Source organism: Burkholderia sp. AU28863 (assembly GCF_002223195.1).
Lineage (GTDB): Bacteria > Pseudomonadota > Gammaproteobacteria > Burkholderiales > Burkholderiaceae > Burkholderia > Burkholderia sola.
In genome coordinates, this window is the sequence record NZ_NKFE01000008.1 from 936935 (window position 1) to 954582 (window position 17648).

General features: G+C 67.7%; 13 protein-coding genes and 1 pseudogene. 7 read left to right on the forward strand and 7 right to left on the reverse strand.

The features are described from left to right. Nucleotides 1–85 precede the first annotated feature (85 nt). Entirely contained in the window at nucleotides 86–502 is a 417-nt protein-coding gene (locus CFB81_RS34050) for an SRPBCC family protein (RefSeq protein WP_089438061.1), read from the reverse strand. Between the two features lie 17 nt (nucleotides 503–519). Next, on the reverse strand, nucleotides 520–1539 hold the full coding sequence (locus CFB81_RS34055; protein WP_089438062.1) for an aldo/keto reductase: 1020 nt from the start codon (nucleotides 1537–1539) through the stop codon (nucleotides 520–522). Between the two features lie 330 nt (nucleotides 1540–1869). Here CFB81_RS34055 and CFB81_RS34060 point away from each other — a divergent pair, with 330 nt between their 5' ends. The 3 genes from CFB81_RS34060 to CFB81_RS34070 all read left to right on the forward strand — a co-directional run bounded on the left by CFB81_RS34060 (nucleotide 1870) and on the right by CFB81_RS34070 (nucleotide 6895). After that, nucleotides 1870–2214 carry a DUF4148 domain-containing protein gene (locus CFB81_RS34060; protein ID WP_179236143.1) on the forward strand — a complete coding sequence of 115 codons (345 nt, stop codon included), beginning with the start codon at nucleotides 1870–1872 and terminating at the stop codon, nucleotides 2212–2214. Nucleotides 2215–2525: 311 nt separating this feature from the next. After that, nucleotides 2526–3707 carry an efflux RND transporter periplasmic adaptor subunit gene (locus tag CFB81_RS34065; protein WP_256976424.1) on the forward strand — a complete coding sequence of 394 codons (1182 nt, stop codon included), beginning with the start codon at nucleotides 2526–2528 and terminating at the stop codon, nucleotides 3705–3707. Continuing rightward, on the forward strand, nucleotides 3704–6895 hold the full coding sequence (locus CFB81_RS34070) for an efflux RND transporter permease subunit (protein ID WP_089438064.1): 3192 nt from the start codon (nucleotides 3704–3706) through the stop codon (nucleotides 6893–6895). Before CFB81_RS34065 ends, CFB81_RS34070 begins: the two co-directional genes overlap by 4 nt. Nucleotides 6896–6907: 12 nt before the next feature. Here the strand turns inward: CFB81_RS34070 and CFB81_RS34075 are convergent. Then, a pseudogene (locus tag CFB81_RS34075) lies at nucleotides 6908–7960 on the reverse strand (RNA-guided endonuclease InsQ/TnpB family protein). 89 nt (nucleotides 7961–8049) lie between these two features. On the opposite strand from CFB81_RS34075, the gene CFB81_RS34080 reads away from it, so the two are divergent. Further along, on the forward strand, nucleotides 8050–9444 hold the full coding sequence (locus CFB81_RS34080) for an efflux transporter outer membrane subunit (RefSeq protein WP_089438065.1): 1395 nt from the start codon (nucleotides 8050–8052) through the stop codon (nucleotides 9442–9444). Between the two features lie 104 nt (nucleotides 9445–9548). On the opposite strand, the gene CFB81_RS34085 is transcribed toward CFB81_RS34080, so the two are convergent. From CFB81_RS34085 to CFB81_RS36360, 3 genes are all read right to left on the reverse strand, one after another. Continuing rightward, nucleotides 9549–10451, reverse strand: a complete 903-nt coding sequence (locus CFB81_RS34085) for a LysR substrate-binding domain-containing protein (RefSeq protein WP_069619791.1) — start codon at nucleotides 10449–10451, stop codon at nucleotides 9549–9551. Nucleotides 10452–10939: 488 nt separating this feature from the next. After that, nucleotides 10940–12109: a class C beta-lactamase gene (gene ampC / locus CFB81_RS34090; protein ID WP_069619790.1), complete on the reverse strand. Its 1170-nt coding sequence runs from the start codon at nucleotides 12107–12109 to the stop codon at nucleotides 10940–10942. Nucleotides 12110–12202: 93 nt separating this feature from the next. Further along, nucleotides 12203–12565: a hypothetical protein gene (locus tag CFB81_RS36360; protein WP_179235004.1), complete on the reverse strand. Its 363-nt coding sequence runs from the start codon at nucleotides 12563–12565 to the stop codon at nucleotides 12203–12205. A 137-nt stretch (nucleotides 12566–12702) separates the two neighbouring features. On the opposite strand from CFB81_RS36360, the gene CFB81_RS34095 reads away from it, so the two are divergent. The 3 genes from CFB81_RS34095 to CFB81_RS34105 are packed head-to-tail and all read left to right on the forward strand — an operon-like array spanning nucleotide 12703 to nucleotide 16777. Next, on the forward strand, nucleotides 12703–13998 hold the full coding sequence (locus CFB81_RS34095; protein WP_089438066.1) for a hypothetical protein: 1296 nt from the start codon (nucleotides 12703–12705) through the stop codon (nucleotides 13996–13998). Continuing rightward, nucleotides 13992–14774: a DUF1266 domain-containing protein gene (locus tag CFB81_RS34100; RefSeq protein ID WP_069619788.1), complete on the forward strand. Its 783-nt coding sequence runs from the start codon at nucleotides 13992–13994 to the stop codon at nucleotides 14772–14774. Before CFB81_RS34095 ends, CFB81_RS34100 begins: the two co-directional genes overlap by 7 nt. Nucleotides 14775–14788: 14 nt before the next feature. Continuing rightward, complete coding sequence (locus CFB81_RS34105) at nucleotides 14789–16777, forward strand: DUF4034 domain-containing protein (protein WP_249190430.1); 1989 nt, start codon at nucleotides 14789–14791, stop codon at nucleotides 16775–16777. 55 nt (nucleotides 16778–16832) lie between these two features. Here CFB81_RS34105 and CFB81_RS34110 read toward each other — a convergent pair whose 3' ends face one another. Next, on the reverse strand, nucleotides 16833–17645 hold the full coding sequence (locus CFB81_RS34110; RefSeq protein ID WP_089438068.1) for an alpha/beta fold hydrolase: 813 nt from the start codon (nucleotides 17643–17645) through the stop codon (nucleotides 16833–16835). Between the last annotated feature and the right edge of the window lie 3 nt (nucleotides 17646–17648).

A 17648-nucleotide genomic window follows, 5' to 3' on the forward strand; every position in this document is an offset into this window, starting at 1 on the left:
CAGCAGGCCGAGGCCCGTAACGAAGGCGCTGACGGAGCCTGATTTCGCCAGGCTCCTGCTCACACGATGCCGCGTGCCGCCGCCATCAAGCCGGCGCAAAACGCTTCGCCAGCTCCGCGAGGCCGTCTTCGTAGATCCCGCGAAACAGCCGGACGGCTTCCTCGTCGGTCGCGCCGTGCGGCATGAACATGCCCGACCACTCGACTGTCGACGCGTTCGGGCCGTGCTCGCGCACGCGCAGCGTGGAGCGATAGTTCACGACCGGGAACGGTGCTTCGAGGATCGCGTACGTATAGCTGCGCTCCGCTTCGTCGAACGCGACCAGCCGCTCGACGATCGCGTCGCCCGCCGGATTCGCGAGACGCCGCACGCGCCCGCCTTCGCTCAGTTCGCTGGCCGGAATGTACGGCAGCCAGTCGGGCAACGACCCGAAGCCGCCGATCAGTTGCCAGACCGTGTCGGCCGAAGCCGCGACCTCGATACCTGCATCTGCCTGTGCCATGTCGTCACCTGCCAGGATCAACGATCGGTCGGCAGCGGCGCATTGGCCGCGATCAGACCTTGTTCGCGCATCTCGCGCCAGAAGTCGGCCGGAATCGCCACGTTCAGCGCCGCCTGGTCTTCCGCGATCCGCTCCGGACGGCTCGCGCCCGGAATCACCGCGACGGTGGCCGGATGCGACATCGAGAACTGCAGCGCGGCAGCCTTGATCGGCACGTCGTAACGCGCGGCGATCGCCTTGATCCGGTCGACCTTCGCGAGGATGTCCGGCGAAGCCTTCTGATATTCGAAGTGCGTGCCGCCCGCGAGCACGCCCGAGCTGTACGGGCCGCCGACGACGATCCCGACGTTCCGCGCGGCTGCCGCCGGCATCACGCGTTGCAGCGCGCGCTCGTGATCGAGCAGCGTATAGCGGCCGGCCAGCAGCATGCCGTCCGGTTGCGGTTCGGCAAGGTCGAGCACCAGCTCGATCGGTTCGACGCGGTTCACGCCGAGGCCCCATGCGTTGATCACGCCTTCTTCGCGCAGCTTGCCCAGCACGCGGAACGCGCCCTTGCGCGCCACTTCGAATTGCGCGAGCCATTCGTCGCCGTAGAAGTCCTGCGCGATGTCGTGCACCCACACGATATCGAGGCGGTCGGTGCGCAGGCGCTTCAGGCTGTCCTCGATCGAGCGCAGCGTCGCGTCGGCCGAGTAGTCGTTGACGATGCGGTTCGGCCGGCCGTGTTCGAACAGGCCGCCCTTTTCGCCGAGATCGCGCGCCGACACGTCTTCGATTTCGTCGAGGATCACGCGGCCGACCTTCGTGCTCAGCACGTATTCGTCACGCGGATGGTTCGCCAGCGCGTCGCCGAGGCGGATTTCCGCGAGGCCGGCGCCGTAGAACGGGGCCGAATCGAAATATCGGATGCCGTGTTGCCACGCGGCTTCGACGGTGGCCGCGGCTTCCGCGTCGGGGATGTTGCGGAACATGTTGCCGAGCGGGGCGGTACCGAAACCGAGGATCTTGTTGCCGGGCAGCTTGTCTTTGAGACTCATGATTTCTCCAGGGAAGGATGGAAAGCGAGTTCAGTCTAGGCACACGGGTTAAGTCTGTCCAAGACGGAATTCGACACAGTTGAGTCCCGCGAGGTCTGACTGGGCGATTTGCGGCCCGTTTCGATCCTCGGCTCTGGCGCGCTGTTCGGGCGAACGGCCCGACAGGCAAGGCTACCGACCGAATTCACGCTCGATTCATGACTCGGGATCAAAAATGATTTGGCGGGACGGCCATTTTTCCCGGCCGCCGCGATACCTATATTGGGTGCACTCGCAACGACATCGACGTGGTCGACGTTGGTTGCGGCTGACTCAACCACACAGGTACCCATGATGAAAATGCTCGTTTCCTCCACCCTCGCCGCCCTGATCCTTTCCGCACCGGCGCTGTCGTTCGCGCAATCGGCCGACCATCAGTTGACCCGTGCCGAAGTGAAGGCCGAGATGGCCCGCCTCGCGGCCGTCGGCTACACCCCGGCGCTGGATCACAACCAGTATCCGGCCGCCATCCTTGCCGCCGAAAAGCGCGTGCGCGAGAACGCCGTCGCGCAGGCAACGCCGCACGCCGCCCCGACCGCGGACAAGACCGGTTACGGCAGCGAACCCCGCACCACCGGCGAATCCGGCCGCGCGATGATGATCAACGGCCGCGACTCGATCTATCGCGGTCATTGAGTCACGTCGGCGCGCACGAGAGCACGCCTTTCGATACGCGCACCCGCTCGTCCGTCCCCTCCGCATGGCCGGCCCGAATCGCCTGAACAGGCATTCGGGCCGCGCGTCGTCGCTGCATTTCCGTTCCCTCGTCCTGCTCCGCGAAACCGGCTCGCGCGTCGCCGCTGTGGGCCGCGATTCGTGACTGCGCAGTACAAGTTCTTATGCCGCTTCATCGGTTTATCCGCCGCGCGCCGCGCACGATACTTCGCACCGTCCGGCGCCACGCGCCCCACTCGACATTTCGCACGCATATGAACCGATATCCAGGATTGAAGCGCATCGCGCGACCGGCCGTGCTGGCCGCCGTTCCGCTGGCCGCGCTGTTCGCGCTGTCCGGCTGCCAGTCGGACGACAAGGCGCCGCCCGCGACGCCGAGCGTAATCGTCAGCGCGCCCGTCGTGCGCGACGTCCACGACGTCGACGTCTACACCGGCCGCTTCGAAGCGGTCGACACCGTCGACGTGCGCCCGCGCGTGAGCGGCTATCTCGACAAGGTCGCGTTCCAGGACGGCGCGGTCGTCCGCAAGGGCGACCTGCTGTTCGTCATCGACCCGCGCCCGTACCAGGCGGCCGTCACGGCCGCGCAGGGTGCGCTCGAGCGCGCGCAGTCGCAACTGAAACTGAGCCGGCAGGATTTCGAGCGCGCGAGCGTCCTGATCAAGACCGATACGATCGCGCAGAGCCTCTACGACCAGCGCAGACAGGCCGTGCAAAGCGCGCAGGCCGAAGTGACGAGCGCGCAAGGCGCACTCGAACGCGCGCGGCTCGACCTGTCGTTCACGCGCATCGTCGCGCCGATGTCCGGCCGCATCAGCCGCAAACGCGTGAGCGAGGGCAATCTCGTGAAAGGCGGCGACAGCGACGCGACCGTGCTGACGACGATCGTGTCGCAGGACCCGATCGACATCTACTTCGACGTCGACGAGGAAAGCTACCTGCGCTATACGCGCGAAGCGCGCAAAAGCGGCGGCAACGCGTCGTCGCGGCAGGTCGCGATCGCGCTGCCGGGCGACGCGCAGCCGTCGCTGACGGGGACGATGGATTTCGTCGACAACCGCCTGGACGACTCGACCGGCACGCTGCGCCAGCGCGCGCGCGTCGCGAATCCGGACCGGCGCCTGAGCCCCGGCCAGTTCGGCCGCGTGTATCTGTCGAGCCGTGTCGCGCACCACGCGCTGCTCGTGCCGGATACGGCCGTCGCGACCGATGCGACGCGCCGCGTGCTGTACTTCGTCGACGCGAACGGCGCCGTCGCGATCCGCCCGGTGACGCCCGGCCGCCTGTACGGCAACCTGCGCGAAATCGACGCGGGGCTGAACGCGGGCGATCGCGTGATCGTCGACGGCTTCCAGCGCGTGCAGGCCGGCGACAAGGTCAAGGCCGTGCCGCGCGCGATCGACGCGGCCATGGTGGCCCACGCGGCGAGCGGCACGACCGGGAGCGCGCAATGAACCTCGGCCGCCTGTCCGTCCAGCAGCCGGTGCTCGCGATCGTCCTGTCGATCGTGCTGACGATCGTCGGCGCGCTGGCCTATTTCTCGCTCGCGGTGTCCGAGTATCCGGACATCGCGCCGCCGACCGTCGTGATCCAGGCGACCTACCCGGGCGCCTCCGCGGAAACGGTCTCGCAAACGGTGTCGACGCCGATCGAACTGGAAGTGAACGGCGTGGAAGACATGCTGTACATGTACAGTCAGGCGACGTCGGACGGCAGCCTGAACATCACCGTGACGTTCAAGCCCGGCACCGACGTCGACAAGGCGCAGGTGCTCGTGCAGAACCGCGTCGCGCTCGCGACGCCGCGCCTGCCCGAGCCCGTGCAGCGCAGCGGCGTGTCGGTACGCAAGTCGTCGCCGACGCAGCTCGGTACGATCTTCCTGTACTCGCCCGACCAGCGCTACGATCCGCTGTACGTATCGAACTACGCGATCCGCAACGTCGCGGACGTGCTCAAGCGGATCGAAGGCGTCGGCGACATCAACGCGCTCGGCGCGCGCGAATACTCGATGCGCATCTGGCTCGACCCCGAGCGCGTCGCGTCGTTCGGCCTGAGCCCGGCCGACCTGATCGCCGCGGTGCGTTCGCAGAACACGCAGCTCGCGGGCGGCGTGGTCGCGCAGGCGCCGATCGCGAACCAGGCGTTCCAGCCGAACCTGATCTTCGAAGGGCGGCTCAAGCGCCCGGAGGATTTCAGCGACATCGTCGTCAAGCAGGGCACGGACGGCAGGCTCGTCCGGCTGAAGGACGTGGCGCGCGTCGAGGTCGGCGCACTCGCGTATGCGACCGACAGCTACATGCTGCGCCATCCGACGATCGCGCTGCAGGTACTGCAGCAACCCGGCGCGAACGCCGTCGCGACGATGGACGCGGTCGAGAAGAAGATGGCCCAACTGTCCACGGACTTCCCGAAGGGCATCGTCTACAACATCGGCTACAACCCGACCGCGTTCATCGGCGACAGCATCCACGAACTCGTCAAGACGATCTACGAAGCCGTCGTGCTCGTCGTGTTCGTCGTACTGCTGTTCCTGCAAGGCTGGCGGCCGTCGATCATTCCGATCCTGTCGATTCCGGTGTCGCTCGTCGGCACGTTCGCGGCGATGGCCGTGCTCGGCTATTCGATCAACAACCTGACGTTGTTCGGCCTCGTGCTCGCGGTCGGAATCGTCGTCGACAACGCGATCGTCGTGGTCGAGAACGTCGAGCGGCACCTGTCGGCCGGCGCCGGGCCACGCGACGCGACGCTGCTGACGATGAAGGAAGTCGGCGGCGCGCTGTTCGCGATCACGCTCGTGTTGTGCGCGGTGTTCGTGCCGACCTCGTTCATTCCCGGCATCTCGGGCCAGTTCTTCCGACAGTTCGGCGTGACGATCGCCGTGTCGACCGCGATCTCGTTCTTCACGTCGGTGACGCTCGCGCCCGCGCTGTCCGCGATGATGCTGAAAGCGCACGCCGGCGACCACGACGCCCCCGCGCCGACATCGCGCATGGCCGCGCCGTTCGCGCCGGCGATGCGCGTCGCGCGGCGCTTCTCGACCGCGTTCAACCGCCTGTTCCAGCGCCTGTCCGATGCCTATGGCCGGCTGGTCCGGAAAATCGTCCGGATCATTCCCGCGATGGCTGCACTGTACGTGGCGCTGATCGCCGCGACCGGCTACCTGCTCGTGTCGAGCCCGAAGGGCTTCATTCCCGCGCAGGATCGCGGCTACCTCGTCGTGCTCGTGCGGATGCCCGACGGCGCGACGCTCGAACGCACGAGCGCGGTCGCGCGCAAGATCGAGGACATCGCGCTGTCGGTGCCCGGTGTCGCGCGCGTGCCGGTATTCTCCGGCGTCAACGCGGCGACCGGCACGAACTCGGCGAACAGCGCCGGCCTGTTCCCGGTGTTCCAGCCCTGGCCGGAACGCAAGGCACGCGGCCTGACGATCGACACGATCGCCGCCGAGATGCGCAAGCGGCTCGCGACCATCACCGAAGCGTCGATCGTCGTCGCGATGCCGCCGCCGGTGCAGGGCCTCGGCAGCACGGGGGGCTTCGCGATGCGGCTCGAAGACCGCAACGGCCTCGGCACCGCCGCGCTCGCGAAGGCGACGCAGGATCTCGTCGCGGCCGCCAACCGCACGCCCGGCATGGTCGGCGTCTACACGCCCTACTCCGCGACGAGCCCGCAGGTGCACGTCGAACTCGACCGCGAGAAGGCCGAGATGCTCGGCGTGCCGAGCCAGGCGATCAACGACGCGGTCGAGACGTATTTCGGTTCGACCTATATCAACGACTTCAACATCGTCGGTCGCACCTATCGCGTGACCGCGCAGGCGGACCTGCCGTTCCGCGTCGACGCGTCGGATCTCGCACGGCTGAAGGTGCGCAATCGCGACGGCGAGATGGTGCCGATCGGCAGCGTGACGCGCATCGACGACATGCTCGGCGTCGATCGCGCGCCGCGCTACAACCTGTATCCGGCCACCGAAATCAACGGCGATACCGCACCGGGCCTCGGCTCGGGCTTCGCGATCGCGACGATGGAAACGCTCGCGAAACAGGTACTGCCGCCCGGCATCTCGTTCGAGTGGACCGATCTGTCGTATCAGCAGACCACGGCCGGCAACACGGGGCTGCTCGTGTTCCCGCTGTGCGTGCTGCTCGTCTATCTGGTGCTCGCCGCGCAGTACGGCAGCTGGAGCCTGCCGGTATCGATCCTGCTGATCGTGCCGATGTGCCTGCTCGCCGCCTCTCTCGGCGTGCGCGCGCTCGGCCAGGACGTGAACATCCTCACGCAGATCGGCTTCATTGTGCTGGTCGGGCTCGCCGCGAAGAACGCGATCCTGATCGTCGAGGTCGCAAGGCAGCTCGAGGCCGACGGCGCCGAACTCGTCGAGGCCGTCGTCGACGCGTGCGTGCAGCGGCTGCGCCCGATCGTGATGACGTCGCTCGCGTTCATCCTCGGCGTGCTGCCGCTCGTGATCTCCGAAGGCGCGGGCGCGGAGATGCGCCAGGCGGTCGGCGCGGCAGTGTTCTTCGGGATGATCGGCGTGACGTTTTTCGGGCTGCTGTTCACGCCGGTGTTCTATGTGATGGTTCGCCGGCTCGCGATGCGCCAGACCGCTGTCGCGGCCGTCGCGACGGAGGGAGTGCATTGACGTCCTCCCTCCCTAAAGGGAAAGGATTCCCACATCTGGCGATGCACGTCCGCATCGGAGAATGTTCAACGCAGCGTTGGTATCTCGATCATGCACAACACCACAGTCACTGCAGGCCCATTCTCTTACTCGCAGTCCCGCGATACCTTTCGGCCGCGTCGTGCTGTCTTTCGACCCGCACGCCGAACAGGACTGGGTAGAACCGCTTTCGTCGACTTCCTCGAACGTGGCCCCGTGCGCGATCGCCTTGTAACGGAGCTTGTTCCGGAAGGACGACCAGGATGCGTCGTAGACGCTTTTCGCCATCCTGGTTCTGGCGAGCTTCGCGGCCGACACGTTGCCGACCGCGATGTAATCGAAGCGCCGCACCAGATCGAGCGCGAGCTTATGCTGGAAGTCGGCTCGGGCATTCGCGATCTTGGCGTGCAGCTTCGCGATATGCCGCTTGTGCTTTCGTGCCCGTTGCGCTTTCGCCAGCTTTTCCGCCGCTCATCGACCGAATTGGTCATTGGGCAGCTTTTCGCCGGTCGAAAGTGTGGCGAAGTCTTTCAGGCCGAGATCGATGCCGACGCCGGAACGGATCGGGCGAGCCTGAACATCGGGCATCTCGATCACGATGTTGAGAAACCAGTTGCCACGCGCGTCCTGCGCGAAGTTGCTCCCGTCCTTGATCTTGCCTTCGGGAAGCGGTCGGCTGTTAAACACGCGAAACGTGTTGCCGGCGAAACGGAACGCGTCACCCTCGCGCTTCAGGTCACGCCCCTTCAGCGGCACCCAGCCCAGCGATTTCCTGCCGCGATAGCGCAGGTAGGGCCGACGGTGCTGACTGCGCGACTTCGCATATTGCTCGCACGTCGCGTTGATCGTGCCGGAGTGGATGTCGAGTTCCTTGCTGCTACCGGTCGTCAGCACGTTCAGGTCGAAACCCGTCGGCCACTTCTTGCCCCACTTGAGCGCGTGCTTCTGCGTGTCATTGCAGAAGTTCCAGACGTAGTTCACCACACGGCTCTGCTTGTTGAGCAGTCCGTTGAGCGATTTCACCCGGTAGCGGTAGACAAGGATCATGCCAGTGATCCTAACCCGTGGAAGAAGCTGCCTGTCAACAGCACCCCTTTCCTCCCCGTCCTGAAGGATGGGGTTTCTCGGAGCAACTGATGAAGTTCGTTCGACTCGTGGCCGCGCTGTCCGCTGCGGCCGTCCTGACCGCGTGCACGAGCACGCCGGTCGCCACCGTCGCGCCGCCACCGCTGGCCGCGACCTATGCGAACGCGGATCTCGCGGCCGGCGGCCCGGCCGCCGACACCGCTGCGTGGTGGCGCGGCTTCCACGATCCGATCCTCGACCGGCTGATCGACACGGCACTCGCGAACAACCTCGATCTGCAGGCGGCCGTCGCGCGCATCGACGCGGCCCGCGCGGTGCGCATCGGCGCGGCGTCGCAAGGGTTGCCGTCCGTCGATCTGAATGGCGGCGCCAGCCGCCGGCGGTTGTCCGCCTCGCAGGCGTTCCTGACCGACACGCCGACGATCGGCAACGCATTCGACCTGAATGCGAGCCTCGCGTGGGAAATCGACATCTTCGGCCGCATCCGCCAGGGGGTGTCGGCGGCCGACGCGGATATTGCGTCGGCGCAAAACGATGCGGCGGCCGTGCGGATCGCGACGATCGACGAAACCGTGCGCACCTATGTGACGGTGCGCGGCCTCGAACAGCGGCTCGCGCTGGTCGAGGCCAACGGGTTGAGCCAGCGCAGCACCGAGGAATCGACACGGCGCCTGTTCGACGCGGGCGTCGTGCCGGTCGCCGACGTCGACCGTGCCGCCGCGCAAACGGAAACGACGCTGGCCGAACTGCCCGCGCTGCAATTGCAGCGGCAGGCCGCGATCCATCGGCTGTCGATCATTACCGCGTCGACGCCGCAGGACGTCTATGCGCGGCTCGACCCGCCCGTGTCCGAGCCGGTGTGGACCGCCGCCGCACCGGGCATCGGCACGCCGGCCGATCTGCTGCGCCGGCGGCCCGACGTGCGCGCGGCCGAGGCACGCGTCGTCGCGGCCTATGCCCGCATCGGCGTGGCCGAGGCCGACCTGAAGCCGCACCTGCAACTGATCGGCGTGATCGGCGCGGCGATCGACGGTTTCTCGGGCGCGTCGCTCGCGCGTTCCCTCGCGTGGATGGCCGGCGCCGGCGCGAGTGCACCGCTGTTCGACGGCGGACGGCGGCGCAGCGTCGTCGCGCTGCGTCGCGCGCAGGCCGACCAGGCGCTCGCCGCCTATCGCACGGCGGTGCTGACAGCCGTCGCCGACGTCGAGACATCGGTGGCCGCGGTCGCCCGAAATCACGGCCGAACCGAGCGCCTCGAGCGCGCGGTGTTGAATGCGCGCAGCGCGTACACGCAGATCAACCGGTCTTGGCGCAGCGGCGAATCGGCGTTCATCGACACGCTGGAAGTGCAGCGTGCGCTGCTCGCGGCCGAGGATTCGCTCGCGCAGGCACGCACCGAGGAAACGCTGAGCCGGGTCAGGCTGATGAGCGCGCTGGGGCAGTAAGCGCGTGGGCCAGGATCGACCGATGCGCAAAGGGCGACGGGTTCGATGTCATTCGAACCCGTCGCCCCTGTTACATGGCGCGAACCCGCGCGTGCGGCATCGACTCAATCGATGTCGCCGCCTTCCTTCAACTGCGCGCTCACATAGTCGAGAAAACTGACGACGCGCGACGACAGCGTCGCATTGCGATAGAACACCGCATGAATCGGCTGGCGAAACTCGACCGTGTCGTCGACGAGCAGTTCGACGAGGCTGCCATCGCGGCGATACGTGCCCGTCATATAGTCGGCGAGGCATACGATGCCCGCGCCATTGAGCGCGAGCGTCAGCAGCGTCTCGCCGCTCGACGCCTGCAGCGCCGGATGAATGCGGTACACGTCGCCGTCCGCGGTACGCAGCGGCCAGTGGTTCAGCGTTTCCGGCTGCACGAAACCGAGCAGCGTATGGTTCGCGAGATCGGCAACGCTCGTCGGTACGCCGGCTTTCTCCAGATAGGCGGGGCTCGCCAGAATGCGCAGTCGGCTGCTGCCGAGCTTGCGGGCGTGCAGCGTCGAATCGCGCAGCTCGCCGATCCGGATCGCGACGTCGGCGCGCTGTTCGAGCAGGTCGATGATTTCGTCGCTCGTATGAAGTTCCGCCTCGATCGCCGGATACGCGTCGCGAAAGCCGGGCATCATCGGCGCGATCACATGTTGCATGAACGGCATCGCCGCATTGATCCGCAGCCGCCCGGCCGGCGTCTCGCGCTGGCTCGCGATCTGTTCCTCGGCGAATTCGACCGATGCGATGATGTCGCGCGCGTAGTCGAGGAAAAGCGTGCCCTCCTGGGTCACTTCAAGGCGGCGCGTCGTGCGGCGGATCAGCGTGGTGTCGAGCTTTTCCTCGAGGCGTCGCAGGATCCGGCTCATCACCGAGGTCGGCTGGTGCAGTTTGTCGGCCGCCCCCGTCAACGAACCGGTATCGGCGATGGTCACGAACGCGAGCATCTCGTCGAGGGTCGTCTTCATGGTCGGCAATCGTCAGCGGTGTCAGGAACCGTCACGATAGTGCCGCCGGGCCCGTTTGATAAGCGGGCGCACACGCGAATCACAGTTGATTTCGATTCAATAATTCGCTGCGAATATTGTCCGAATAGGCGGGTATGAAGCGGGCGGCCCGACCCGCGAACACGCGCAGGTCGACGCGCGTTTCTCGCGACGCAGCCCGAGGCCGTCGCCGTAGATCATGCCGTTGCAGATCACGGCCCCTTTCATCCGTTGCTCCGGCGGCGAGACGGGTCATGCGGCACCGTCTCGCAAAAAGTCGTGCGTCGCAGTATCGGCGGCCGGCGCCAGCGGCGGAAGGCGTGAATCACTAAAACAGCTTTGCGCGCGGCGGGATGATCGGCCGTGTCGGACGCATCCTGCTTCGACCAGCGTGCGGCCGTCAGCCGTGATCTCGTGCCGGGGAGCCAGCGACCACGCGACGCCGGCTCCCCGGCACGAGCGCGGCGCCGTCACCGGCCGTCGCCGAGCGATCCGAGAATCCGGTACGCGGCCTTCACGCGATCCTCGATCGGCACGTTGCCGTTCGCGAGCATCACGATCCCGATCCGCTTCGCGGGAACGAACGCGACGTACGTGCTGAAGCCGCCGGTCGACCCCGTCTTGTTGATCCAGGTCGCGGGGTTCGGCGCGAGCGGCGGCTGGATCGCGCGGGCCGGCACCGCATCGAACAGCATCTTCGGCGCGTTGCCCGCGAGCAGCGTGGGCAATGCGACCGGATACGGATACTGTTCCCAGATCAGATCCTGCGTCAGCGGCCCCGCGCGGAAATAGCCGGTGTGCGTGCGTTCGATCGCGCGCTGCAGGCGCGGCGCCGTCTGGATCATCCCCAGGTTCGCCTGCACGAAGCGCAGCAGGTCGGCCGCCGTGGTCCGCACGCCATACGCCGGCTGCCACAGCATGCCTTCCGTCATCCGCACCGGCTTGCCGTCCTTCGTATAGCCCTGCGCATAATCGGCCATGCGCGCGGCGGGCACGTCGATGTACGTGTGCGTCATCCCGAGCGCGGAAAAGAGCCGCTGCGCCATCAGCGTCGCGAAATCCTTGTGCGTCGCCTTCGCGGTCAGCCAGCCGAGCATGCCGATCGCGACGTTCGAATACTTGCGGTGCGTGCCCGGCGCATACTCGGGCCGCCACGCGTCGAGATAGCGGATCAGGCCCGCGTCGTCGCGGATGCTGTCCGGCACCTGCAGCGGCGTCCCGCCGGGCGTGTGCGTGCCGAGCTGGAGCAGCGTCACGACGCCGAACGGCTTGCCCTGCAGCTCGGGCAGATAGTGGGCCACGGGGTCCGCGAGCGACAGTTCGCCGCCCTCTTGCGCGTCCGCGGCGAGCGTCGCGGTCAGCGTCTTGCTGACCGAGCCGATCTCGAACAGCGTGTCGCCGGTCACCGGCTTGCCGGTTTGCGTCGACATCACGCCGTAGTCGAACACGTACGGCTTGCCGTCGGCGACGATGCCGATCGCCATGCCGGGGATCGCGTACTGCTTCATCAGCGGTGCGATCTGGCGCGTGACGGTGTCGTGGAGCGCGTCCTGCGTGACGGCGGCCGCGCGACCGGCCGTGGCGGTCGCGCATGCGGCGACGAACAGGATCGCCGCGAAGCGTGTCGCGTTGAATCGCATGGGTGCGGTTCCTTTCCATTTCTGATGGTTGCATGGACAACAGATCCGGCCGCGCCGCGCGCAGCGCGCGTCGGCCGGCCTGTCGAAGCAGGACTATCCGCTACCGCCCGGCCGCCAACAATCGACGATATGTTGCGCGAGCCGAAAGAAAAACTTATGAGACGTGGAGAATGCCGGACGGACCACGATCGCCTCCGGGCCGCATGCCCGGTTTTCAGGAAAACCTGTCGGTTTCGACAGCATCGAATCCGGCGGTCGATTGGCGCGGTATCGAAAATCGACGAAAAAGAGATAACTCTTGTCAGATCCGCCGGCGCCGGCCAGCGGCGCGATTGATTCATCCGCATGGATCGAAGTAGACTCGCGGAAGCAAAAAATAAAACCCATCCTGAGAGAAACAATGTATCGCCCTTTCCCGATCGCCCGCTCCCGCGTGGTCGCGTGATTTTCACGCACCGACCGACCTGAACCGAAATACGCGACGCCGCCGAATTTCCGCGCGCACGTTCGCCGTTTCGTCGTTGAGCCAGAAGAACCGCCAGGGCCCCGCGCGCACTGCCCGCGCACGCCCTGCCCGACCGGAGAGTGAGCCCGTGACCGAAACCGTGGCCGCGTCGGCCTATCGGCCGCGCGATGTCGTCAATGCGCCCGACATCAAGGCGGCCATCGCGCGCCGCAGCGCCGAGCGCGGCGATCCGGCCGAGATCCGCGCGTGGCTCGGCAACCATTTCTTCCGCTGGGTCGTCGGGGCGTTCGAGCAGGCGCAGCCGCTCGCTTCGCTGGCCGATTACCGCGCGCTTGCCGGCGCCGACCGGCCGGCGCCCGAGTGGCTCGTGCGCCGGTTCCGCGCGCAATCGGCATCCGCGGCATCCGGCCCGACGCCCGATGCGCCGCCGCCCGCCGCCGAGCCGGCGGCGCTCTACTTCATCGATCCCGAGCACATGCTGCTGATCGACCGCGAGCGCGTGCTCGTCGAATTCCTGCGCTCGCGCGCCGGCACGCGGCTCGCGCAGAAACTGCAACGCATCACCTGCGCGATGGCGCTCGACATGTGGGAACGCGAGCACCAGCGGATGCAGGCGCGCCGCGACAAGGGCTGGGTGCCGAGCAGCGGCCTCGCGCTGCGCGAAGTGCTGCGCACGCCGAACGGGATCGTGTTCGAATTCGTCGGCGATCATGCGGCGCTGCGCGAGGAGCTCGCGTACGAGTCGTACTACATGCAGCACTGTCTCGGCCAGTTCGCGGATCGCCGCCGGCTGCGCGGCGGCTACGGCGAGCAGTACGCGCAAGCCGCGCGAGACGGCCGGCTGCGCCTCTTCACGCTGCGCGGCGCGGGCAACCAGCCGCACGTGACGATCAGCCTGCAGGCGAGCGGCGACGGCCTGCGCATCGACCAGATCAAGGGCAAGCAGAATCGCCATCCGGTGCGCCGCTATGCGGACGACGTTCGCCAGTTCCTGCGTGCGCTCGCGCCGCGCGGCGAGCGTCATCCCGATTGCGAGGGCATGGGCCTCGTCTTCGAACCGGATGCGCCGGGCGCGGCCACCGGCGCGTGGACCTTCGTCACCGATGTGCGCTCGTCCGACCATCTGCTGAGCGTGATGAGCGAGAACTTCCACCTGATCGAGCATTTCGAGCAACCGCCGGCCGTGCTGCAATGGCTGCTGCTGCGCAATGCGCCCTATGCGCTCGGCCAGTTGCGGCAGATCGATCCCGCCGTCGCGGCGGCCGCGCGCCATGCGTTGCCGGCCGATGCGCTGCCGAGCGCGCGCGCGCCCGACGCACCGCCGGCGGCGACCGCATTCGAGATCGAAGGCATCGCGATCGATCCCGCGCTGTGCGCGGCGTTCGCGTTGCCTGCGCCGACGGACGGGAGCGCGTCATGCTGAGACTGCTGCTTGGCGTGGCCGTGCTGGGGCTCGTGTGGTACGTGTGGCGCTCGTTGCGGGTCGCCGCACGGATGGTGCGCGAAGTCGACGCCGACCAGGCCGCGAGCGCCGACAGCACGGTGCCGGTGCGGCAAACCATGGCCGTCAGGCTCGCGCAGGCGCAGGCCGAGCAGGCGCCGCCGAACCGCCGCCGCTGGGCGCTCGCGCTGGCCGACATCCTGCTGATTCGCAACGGGCTGCGCTGCGATTGCGACGACCTCGTCCATGCGCTGCCCGATTCGCAGCGCGAACAGCTCGCGCGCCAGGTACGGCGCGAACTCGACCTGCCGGCCGACCTGCCCGAGTGGCAGATCGTGCAGCGCGTGCCGTCGATCCTCGCGGGCTGGATTCGCGGCGTCGGCCGCTCGCACGACGGCTTCTACGAACAGCTCGCCGCGATCGGGCGCGTGCGCGACGCACTCGCATTCGATTGCGCGCGCACCGCGTTTCTCGTCCGTTGCATCGCGCTGCTCGGCTGGACGTCCGAACAGCACGCGTGGGTCGTGCTGCTGCTCAATGCGCAGCGCGCGCAGGACAGCTTCGACAGCTGGGAAGACTTCGGGCTCGCGTATGCGCGGGCGCGCCAGCAGTGGCTGCGCGGCAGCGGCCAGGACGGCCCCGCGTCGTCGCGCGCCACGCAGGAAGTGCGCGAGTACCTGCGCAATCCGTCCGGAAACTGGCTTTCGCTGCCGTGGAAGCGCTACCGCATCTTCGACCCCCAACCCGTTTCGTCATGACCGCCGATACCGACATGTCCTCCGCCTCCGCCGACCTGATTCCGCCCGCGACATCCCGCTGGTTCGTCTGCGATGTCGACGCGCTGCTGCGCGCCGGCGACTATGCCGCACTCGACGCGCAACTCGATGCCGCGCTCGCCGCCAGCTTCGCCGATCGCACCGCCGAGGGGCGGTACGTCGACGCGCTGCCGGCCGACGTGCAGCCGTGCATCGATGCCGGCGCCGACGGACTCGCGCGCCTGCGCGCATGGCAGGCCGCGAACCCGCGTTCCGCGCACGCGTGGCTGTGCGAAGCGCATTACTGGCACCACTGGGCCTACGAGTACCGCGGCAGCGGCTGGGCCGAGACGGTGACCGAAGCCGGCTGGATCGGCGCGCATGCGTGCGCGACGCTGACGCTCGTCGCGGCGCTGCGCGCGCTGGCGCTCGCGCCGACGTTGTGGAGCGCGCCGATGGTGATCTTCACGAGCGTGTCGTCGTTCGGCGAACCCGAGTGGCTCGCGCAGCTCGTGCGCGAGCGTCGCTGGCCCGTCACCGAACTGCGCCTGAACGCCGGCGCCGACGACGAAGCCACGCGCGCCGAGCTGCAGCACATGTTCGCGCGTTCGGGGCTGAACCCCGACGTGCCGGTCGCCTGCCCGCCGGAATTTCCGGACGCGCTGCCCGGCCCGGTCCAGGGCAGGAAGCTGCGCAAGGAAAAGTGGTACTGGATGGAAGCGACGCTGCACATCCACCCGAAGCTGTTCTTCCCGATGCGCACGTTCATCTGGTACATGCAGCCGCGCTGGGGCGGCTCGCACGATCACATCCGCGCGTTCGTCGCGTCCGACGCGTGCGCGCACCTCGATGCGGTCGAGAAGGACCGGCTGCTGCACGAGATCTGGCGCGACGACTACGCCGGCAGCACGCTCGATGCGGATGACGACGACGACGATGCGCGCCACGCGATGACCGCAACGCTCGTGCGTGCGCACGCCGCGCTGCATCCGTATCACCGTTGGGAAACGCTGCATTGGCTCGCCTACAGCCATTTCAAGCGCAACGAGTATGAACAGGCCTACGCGCGGCTGCAGGAAGCCGAACGCAACGAGCCGATCGACGACAACCGCGCGATGGCGATGGGTTTGCGGCTCGCACTCGCCCTCGATCCGGATGGCGCCTGGCTGACCCGCGCGATCGAACGCGCATCGGACGCACGCGCGTGCACGGCGGCGATGATCCTGCGCGGCTACGGACATCGTACCGGCACGTTCGGTTTCGCCCAGGACGACGCGCTCGGAGACGCATGGCTCGAAGCGGCACGCGTGAACGAGCCGGGCTCGCTCGCCTGGAACCAGATCGCCACCGCCCTCGAGTATGAAAACCGGCGCCCCGCCGATGCGCTCGCCATCTGCCGGCTCGGCTACGAGGCGGGCGGCGATTCGTGCGACTACCTGCTCGGGTGCTTCTACAAGGACGGCACGCATGTCGAGGCCGACCCGTACCGCGCCGCCCACTACTTCCGCGAGTCGATGGAAGCCGGCGGCAACATGGCCGCGTATCGGCTCGGCTACACGTACCATCACATCGGACAGACCAGCACGGACCGGGCCGAACGCGCGCGCATGCAGGTCGAAGCCGTCGAGGCCGCGCGCAAGGCGCACGAGATGGGGCATACCGACGGCCTCGAGTGCATGCTGATGTTCATCGGCGACATCGACGACTATCCGTCGCGCCATCGCTACGTCGACGAACTGCGCCGGCATGCCGAAGGCGGCCATCCGGCCGCAATGGCCGCGCTGTCGTTCTTCCTTGCCGACGTCAACGACAAGTCGCTGTACGACTATCGCGACAGCGTGCGCTGGATCATGGGGGCGCAGGCCATCGCGCCGGACGACGAGTACGTGCGCACCATCACGCGTGTCAGCCACGAGGACGGCATGCTCGGGAAGCTGCGCTACAAGCTGCAGCGCAAGCAGATCAAGGCGCACGAGATTCCCGGCGCCGACAACGCGATGGTCTGAACGCGGTCCGCCGCACGCGCCCGCTCACCCGCGGGCCGCGCGCCCTGCCCGTGGATCATTCCGGCAGCCGGTCGAGAAACGCCAGCATCGCCGCGTTGAACCGCGCGGGCCGCTGCAGCGGCGCGAAATGGCTCACGCCGGGCAGCATCGTCAGCGTCGCGCCCGGGATCGTCCGCGCGAGGTACGCCGCATGCTCGGGCCGGATGAATTCGTCGTGCTCGCCCTGCACGATCGCAACCGGCACGGCGATCGCCGCGAGATCCCGCGCGGTGTAATTCGGTTGCGTGCGCATCATTTCGCTGACGGCCGCGACGAACGCGTCGAACTGCTCCGGTGTCGCGGACAGTCGCGCATAGTCCTTGCGGTGCCGCGCGAAACAGCGGTCGATCAGCGGGCTCGGCGCCATCTCCTTCGTGCCGCCCGGGTCCATGTTGCAGGCGAAGAAGAACACGCCGGCCGCGCGTTCCGGTGCGCGGGCGGCCAGCACGAGCGCGATGCATGCGCCGTCGCTCCAGCCGACGAAGCGTGCACGGTCGACGTGCAGCGTGTCGAGGACGGCCAGCACGTCCGATGCCATGCGTTCGTACGAATAGGGGCGATCGTCGCGCGTGCTGCGGCCGTGCCCGCGGCTGTCGATCACGATCGCGCGGTAGCCGGCCGCGCGCAGCGCCGGCACCTGGTTGCCCCAGTTGCCGCCGTGGCCCAGGCCGCCGTGCAGCAGCACGACCGCCGGCCCCTGGCCGAACGACGCGTGCCAGATGCGCGCGCCGTCATGGTCGAGCCATCCTTCGGCGTCGGCTGCCGGCAGCGGCGTGCCGCCGTGCGCGTCGAAGCGAAGGAGTTCGTCGTCGTCGAGTTCCGCATTCATCGT

What these genes read in the sequence shown, in the direction of transcription:
- CFB81_RS34070 (WP_089438064.1), top strand. Translation starts at nt 3,704, where the DNA reads ATGAACCTCGGCCGCCTGTCCGTCCAGCAGCCGGTGCTCGCGATCGTC.
- CFB81_RS34110 (WP_089438068.1), bottom strand. Translation starts at nt 17,645, where the DNA reads ATGAATGCGGAACTCGACGACGACGAACTCCTTCGCTTCGACGCGCAC.
- CFB81_RS34080 (WP_089438065.1), top strand. Translation starts at nt 8,050, where the DNA reads ATGAAGTTCGTTCGACTCGTGGCCGCGCTGTCCGCTGCGGCCGTCCTG.
- CFB81_RS34100 (WP_069619788.1), top strand. Translation starts at nt 13,992, where the DNA reads ATGCTGAGACTGCTGCTTGGCGTGGCCGTGCTGGGGCTCGTGTGGTAC.
- CFB81_RS34055 (WP_089438062.1), bottom strand. Translation starts at nt 1,539, where the DNA reads ATGAGTCTCAAAGACAAGCTGCCCGGCAACAAGATCCTCGGTTTCGGT.
- CFB81_RS34085 (WP_069619791.1), bottom strand. Translation starts at nt 10,451, where the DNA reads ATGAAGACGACCCTCGACGAGATGCTCGCGTTCGTGACCATCGCCGAT.
- CFB81_RS34050 (WP_089438061.1), bottom strand. Translation starts at nt 502, where the DNA reads ATGGCACAGGCAGATGCAGGTATCGAGGTCGCGGCTTCGGCCGACACG.
- CFB81_RS34060 (WP_179236143.1), top strand. Translation starts at nt 1,870, where the DNA reads ATGATGAAAATGCTCGTTTCCTCCACCCTCGCCGCCCTGATCCTTTCC.
- ampC (WP_069619790.1), bottom strand. Translation starts at nt 12,109, where the DNA reads ATGCGATTCAACGCGACACGCTTCGCGGCGATCCTGTTCGTCGCCGCA.
- CFB81_RS34105 (WP_249190430.1), top strand. Translation starts at nt 14,789, where the DNA reads ATGTCCTCCGCCTCCGCCGACCTGATTCCGCCCGCGACATCCCGCTGG.